General features: G+C 42.7%; 4 protein-coding genes and 1 tRNA gene. 1 reads left to right on the forward strand and 4 read right to left on the reverse strand.

What is annotated here, in order from left to right:
• Positions 1-97 precede the first annotated feature (97 nt).
• Together mazG and RRG12_RS41100 are read right to left on the reverse strand one after the other, a co-directional pair.
• The gene (mazG, locus tag RRG12_RS41095) at positions 98-922 is read right to left on the reverse strand and encodes a nucleoside triphosphate pyrophosphohydrolase (RefSeq protein WP_420763156.1); all 825 of its coding nucleotides are present in this window, start codon (positions 920-922) and stop codon (positions 98-100) included.
• 51 nt (positions 923-973) lie between these two features.
• Positions 974-1,561, reverse strand: coding sequence for a metal-binding protein (locus tag RRG12_RS41100; protein WP_420763157.1), 588 nt, complete (start codon positions 1,559-1,561; stop codon positions 974-976).
• Between the two features lie 142 nt (positions 1,562-1,703).
• Here RRG12_RS41100 and RRG12_RS41105 point away from each other — a divergent pair.
• A tRNA-Val gene (locus tag RRG12_RS41105) sits at positions 1,704-1,776 on the forward strand.
• A 21-nt stretch (positions 1,777-1,797) separates the two neighbouring features.
• Here RRG12_RS41105 and RRG12_RS41110 read toward each other — a convergent pair.
• Positions 1,798-4,542 (reverse strand): GAF domain-containing protein, encoded by a 2,745-nt coding sequence (locus RRG12_RS41110; RefSeq protein ID WP_420763158.1) that lies wholly within the window; start codon positions 4,540-4,542, stop codon positions 1,798-1,800.
• 553 nt (positions 4,543-5,095) lie between these two features.
• Positions 5,096-5,566 carry an N-glycosidase gene (locus RRG12_RS41115; protein WP_069072133.1) on the reverse strand — a complete coding sequence of 157 codons (471 nt, stop codon included), beginning with the start codon at positions 5,564-5,566 and terminating at the stop codon, positions 5,096-5,098.
• Positions 5,567-6,184: the final 618 nt, after the last annotated feature.

Here is a 6,184-nt window from a genome sequence, read left to right on the forward strand (position 1 = left end):
GAATGGGGAATGGGGAAGAGTTTTCCCACTATCCCCCTGCATCTCTGCTTCTTTTCAATGCCCAATGCCCAATGCCCAATGCCCAATGCCCCATTCCCTACCCCCCACTCCCTTCTTGAGCAAGTTGGGCTTTTGCCTGTTGCCAAAGAGTTTCTAACTCATTCAAACTGTAATCAGAAAGGGGACGGTCAACAACCGCCTCCATTTTTTCTAATCGCTGGACAAATCGCTGATTTGTACCTTGCAAAGCATCGCTAGGATCAAGATCATGCCAACGGGCTAGCTGAATAACTGCAAACAGTAAATCACCTAACTCTGCTTGTTGTCGTTCTGGTGTTTCCTCCGCTAAAGCCTGTTGAAACTCCCCCAACTCCTCATGAAACTTATCCCAAACGCCTTGAATATTTTCCCATTCAAACCCAATAGCCGCAGCCTTTTGGGAAATCTTCATTGCCGCCGTCAATGGGGGAAGGGTACGTCCATAACGAGCGAGTTTCGCACTAAATTTTTGCGCGTCTGGAGATGCTTCACCCTTTTCCGCAGCTTTGATTTGTTCCCAATTTTGCCGCACCTCATCCACACTCGCCACCGACACATCACCAAACACATGGGGATGACGGCGAATCAACTTTTGGGAAATCCCCTGGGTTATTTCTTTCAGAGAAAATTGCCCAGATTCGCTAGCGATTTGGGCCTGCAATACCACCTGTAATAATAAATCGCCTAACTCTTCTGCGATCGCACCTTTATCTCCACTCTTAATCGCGTCCACCACCTCATAAGCTTCCTCAATCACATAAGGTGTAAGCGTTTCGGAAGTTTGAGCCAAATCCCAAGGACAACCACCATCAGGCGATCGCAACTTCGCCACCACCTCAATCAATTCCTGCAACGCCACCAAAGTCTCATTTTTTTCTTCCATACCTCTGCGTACCTCTGCGCTTCCCTTAGCGTTCCTTTGCGTTTAAAAAAATTATTTCTTTACTCTCGGCCGACGACTAACACTCCTCACTTTCCGCCTCTTAATTTTGCCACTAGGAAACAATCCCCGAACCCCCTGCTTTTGAAAACGCTTATATGCCGAACCGCCCCAATCGCTGAGAGAATGACTCATAGCACCGAGTTCCAACCCCAAAAAGAGGGCAACATATTCAGTATCGTATTGCACGAGCGATCGCCCCACAGTTTCTCCCAAATCCTGCCAAGTAAAACTCAGATTCCACAACCTTTCAGCAATTACCAAAACGAAAATTGCCAAGATAGCTAGCAAACAGCCGAGATAAAGTATCCGCAAAATTGTGCCAATAATTGGCCCGTGGGATAAAAAAGAACGATGACGCAGACTTCTTTGATAAGGTAGCCAAATCCAGCGCAAGAAACCCCAGCGTTGAAATTGCACAGAATAGATATCCAAATCGGGGCCAAACATCAGCCCGCCAAATAGAAACCCGCTTGCAACCAACAAAGTCGCATTGCTACTGCGAGTCTGCCAGAAAGTAAAGCCCGCCACGAACGGCAGAGTATACATAGTAATGCGATCGTGCGTCCGACCAGAGGGCATCCTAATTCCTGTTAGCGATAGCGGGGCGTTGAGCCAGTACTGAGTAACTGAATACTGAATCAGTATAAGAGAAAAAAGATTTTCTGAAAAAGACTAGCGCAATGAGAAATGTTTTGCTATATTAATTAAGGATTAGTCAAAAGGGCGGTTAGCTCAGTTGGTAGAGCGCCTGCCTTACAAGCAGGATGTCATCAGTTCGAGTCTGGTACTGCCCATTAAGTAACATCCATCTGCCTTCAGCCATCTATTTTGGCTGGAGGTTTGATAGGAATCTCAATCCAGAACTCTGTGCCTTTGCCAAGTTCCGAAAGGCACTCCATTATTCCCCCATGTTTTTCGACAATAATCTGATAGCTGATAGCTAGTCCTAATCCTGTGCCCTTGCCTACAGGCTTGGTAGTGTAAAACGGATCAAAAACTCGCTTTTTCACCTCTTCAGTCATTCCTGGCCCATTGTCGCTAATACGAATCAACAGACGAGAGTTATCTGCTGAGACTTTGGTAGAAATGCGGATAGTGGGTATTCGGCATAGGTTCTTGTCCTTGTCGCCAGTCCCTATTGCCCATTCCCCAGTCCCCATTACCAGGGCATCTATGGCATTACTGAAAATATTCATAAATACCTGATTCATTTGGCCCGCATAGCATTCCACGCGTGGGATGTTGCCATAGTCTTTGATTACCTCAATGCGTGGAGATTCAGCATTTCCTTTCAAGCGATGTTGCAAAATTAATAAGGTATTGTTAATACCTTCATGCAGGTCAGCACGCTTATTTTCAGCCTCATCCAAACGGGAAAAATTGCGTAACGACAGCACTATTGAGCGGATGCGCTCGGTTCCCACTTGCATTGAGGTCATGATTTTTGGGAGGTCTTCTACCAAAAATTCAAAATCGATCGCTTCGATCGCAGCTTGGATTTCACTATGGGGATGGGGATAGTGTAGCTGATAGAGACGTAAAATTTCTAGCAGCTGTTCGGTGTAGTCACTGGCGTGGCACAGGTTTCCGTAGATAAAGTTAACAGGATTGTTGATTTCGTGAGCGATACCTGCTACCAACTGTCCTAAGCCGGACATTTTTTCGGTGTGAATTAATCTTGTCTGTGTTTCTTGGAGTTCATGTAGGGTATGCTCTAACTGGGCAGCTTGATTTCTGGCTTCAATTTCGGCATCAGAGGTTTGTTCGTAGAGTTGGGCTTGTTGAATGGCGATCGCAGCCTGATCTCCTAGCTGTTGTAATAAATCAATTTCTGCATCCTGCCAATTTCTGGGAGCCTCACATTCATGGGCAATTAGTAAGCCCCATAGTTCTATACCTATATTTATCGGAACTATTAAGTTTGCTTGCACTTGTAAACTCTGCAAAAACTCTCGATGACAATCACTCAAAGAAGCTGTTGAAACATTGTTAATTGCCCGTACCCTGCCCTGGCAGTATAGACGCGTATACTCATCAGGAAAGCATTCCGGTGGTGCATTCACTCCCAAAACTGACTGCCAATTGCCATTAATCTCTTCCACAATCACCGATTTACTCTTCAGTTGTAAAATCAGCACCCGATCTGAATTTAGCAGGGGACGGACTTCCCGAACGATAGTTTGCAGAGTTGTCTGCAAATCTAATGTGCGGCGAATCTGCTCGGTGACTTGCTTGAGTAGTTTAGTAAGCAATAATGATTTTTCTAGTTCAGCAGTTTGCTCTTGCACACGCACTTCGAGATTGGCATTCAGGGCTTGTACGTGTTTGTACATTTGCTGCTGCTGAATTGCCATTGAGAAATGATCATACAAAGCTTGCGCCAATAACATATCTTCCGGCTTCCACTCAGGTGCTTGCCCCTTTTTTTGCTCTCGCCAAACCTCAAAGGAAAGTTGGGGTAGCAGTTGTCGGCGATTTTGTTCACATCGTCCTGCCCACAAGATTTCCGTTTCATATTCAGAGCGAAAAATACTTAATACACCAATAAATTTTTCGCGGTAATGTAGAGGAATTACCATGAGTCCGCGAATTTCAGTAGAACGGAATGCTAAAGCCAAAACTCGCAAACGTGGTTCTTTATAGAGGTCAGGTGTTGCCCAAATATTACCTTGTTGAAACTCAGCCATCCAGTTTTGCCATAAGGGATGCTGTTCGATAATACTGTTATCTAACTCGTAGGGAAGTGTCGGTTGATCGCCCCAGGTGTATAGTTCCCGACTCTCTTGAATGTAAAGTCTGCCACCTACTCCATTGAAGGCAGTAATAACTTCTTCTAGCGCACCTTGTAATTGGATTGTCGGTAGTTTATGTAATAGTGTGGTGACTCGATTAATAGTAGCTTCTCGCTCTTGCTTGGCGTGGGCTTCAGTGAGTAGATTACTTTGAGCGATCGCGATCGCTACCTGGTCAGCAACTTGTTGCAATACTTTCAGTTCCCGCTTCAAAATCTTTCGCGGTTTACTGTGGTGAGATACCAATAATCCCCACAATTTAGGCTTTGCCAATTGTTCTTGTAGATTGAAATATAAAATTGGCACTACCAACGATGACTGCACGCCCATTGCCTGTAGATATTGAATATGGCATGGGTCTACTTGCCGATAGTAGATATTAGTTTGTAGACGTTTGCCAGTTTCTTTTGACTGTAGAGGCGATAGCCCTGTCTTACCATTAGCTACATCGACAATCACACGTTGCTGCGCTAACAGAAACATCTCTCTAACTGCTTGTGGAATATCATGAACTGGGAAGCGTAACCCCAATAAAGATGGTAGACGCTGTTCATGGATAGATTCAGCAACGACTTCACCACTACCATCAGTATCAAAGCGATATACCTTTACCCGATCTACACCCAAAAACAAACGCACTTCGCTAACAGTTGTTGTTAATATTTCTTGGAGGTTGAGCGATCGCCTGATCTGTTTTGTCATCCGGTGCAGTAAACTTTCTTGGTATAAGCTTTGCCGCGACTCGTTTGGTTTATCGGTAAATGTCATTGTTTATATACACTATGACTGAAGTATATTTTTTTATAATTGTCTCTAATGAGAATTTTCAACTTACAATACTTTGATTTTCATCCCATTTCACGAAAGTTTTGCTACAAATAGATTGCTAGAGGTATACATGTGTTGCAAAGGTTTTTGTCAATGGTATTAAAGGATGTTTGAGAAGTATCAGATATTTTGCTTTTTTACCGTAGATTTATAAAGTTGCTTTAGAAAAATCTCAAAGCATTTTGAATATCATTAAATACTTTCCAAACATCCTCTTGAGTATAAAATTGAAAAGCTCTTATTCATAGACCCCTATTAATTTTATATTCTTAATTATTAAACTATTTCAGTGATATCACCTAAATTAATTTTTTCATAATTTCTTAAAAATAAAAATATTTTTTGACTATTTTACTCATTACTTCAATTAATTAAGATTTCTCAAACAAATAACTAAATGATTGGAGACTTTTTCTAAGATTTTTGGCTGGGGAATTTGACCATTCCCCGTTTAATTGCTGATTTTATGTTGACTGTAACTATTTTGATTAAATTATTCGTAAATTACCGTTAAAGATAGTAAATTACGAATTTCTTCACGCACACTCATGAGAGTTTTACCGAGATGATTTTGACCGGCTTTATTAGCACCACAGCCCCAGAAAGAATCGGTTGGGGAGTTTTCAACCAAAATCTCATCACCTGTCCTCAGAAGAACTTCTCTAATATCAGCATGAGTGAGAAACTTTTTGAGTACAGCTTCTCGCATAATTTGAGTTTTGACTAAATCCCAGTCTCGACGGAGTTGGCGATCGCTACATCTTCCCAAAGCAGCAGCTTCTTCTGGTGTGGCGGCAGCATGGATGATAGGTATAATTACTGCATCCGTGCTGGCTACAAACTTTTGTGCTTGATAATAATGCTCAACCGTTGGCCAGTAAGTACCCTGGATGTGGATTCCGTGGGGAGAAAAGTTAGAAAAACAGCCATAAGGCTGCCAAACCTTATAAAAGTAAATGGTCATTTGAAAATTGCTCTTTTATATATCAACTTTAGGGTAACTGAAACTTTAGGTTTCAAAACCCTTCATATAGAAGGGTTAATAACATTAGGTCAGGGGAATTATTTTACACAATTCCTGGAACAACAGGTTTAGCACTTTACTCATAAGTCTTAGAAAGGATGTGTTTACCACCTAGCAATTTTTCACCCTGTTCACTGAGTTTAGCTTTGAGTTTTGAGTGAGTCGCGGTAGTCAATCAATTCCTTGATTAGCTCGTTGACGAATGGCACTAAGAAAAACCCAAAAGCTTGTGTCGTCTCGTTCCCAGCCTCCAGGCTAGGAATGTATTTAAAAGAGGCTCTGCCTCAATTCAAGCTACTGGAGGCGGAGCCTCCCAGAACGGATTCCCAGCCTCCAGGCTGGGAAGCAGTCAGAACAAGGGCTGTATCTTTTCTTAGTGCCATTCGCTCGTTGACAGGAAACATTACAGTTTCCCTGCCGTTCAAAACATATTCCCACAGGCTGATTCGACATAAATATAAACCGCTCGGTTTTTCAAGCAGTCCATCTACTGACTATTTCAGAACAGTACCTATCCCTACAATATTGCTTAGACCTCTTGCAAAAGTCCCTAACACC

This window comes from Nostoc sp. CALU 546, assembly GCF_048836525.1.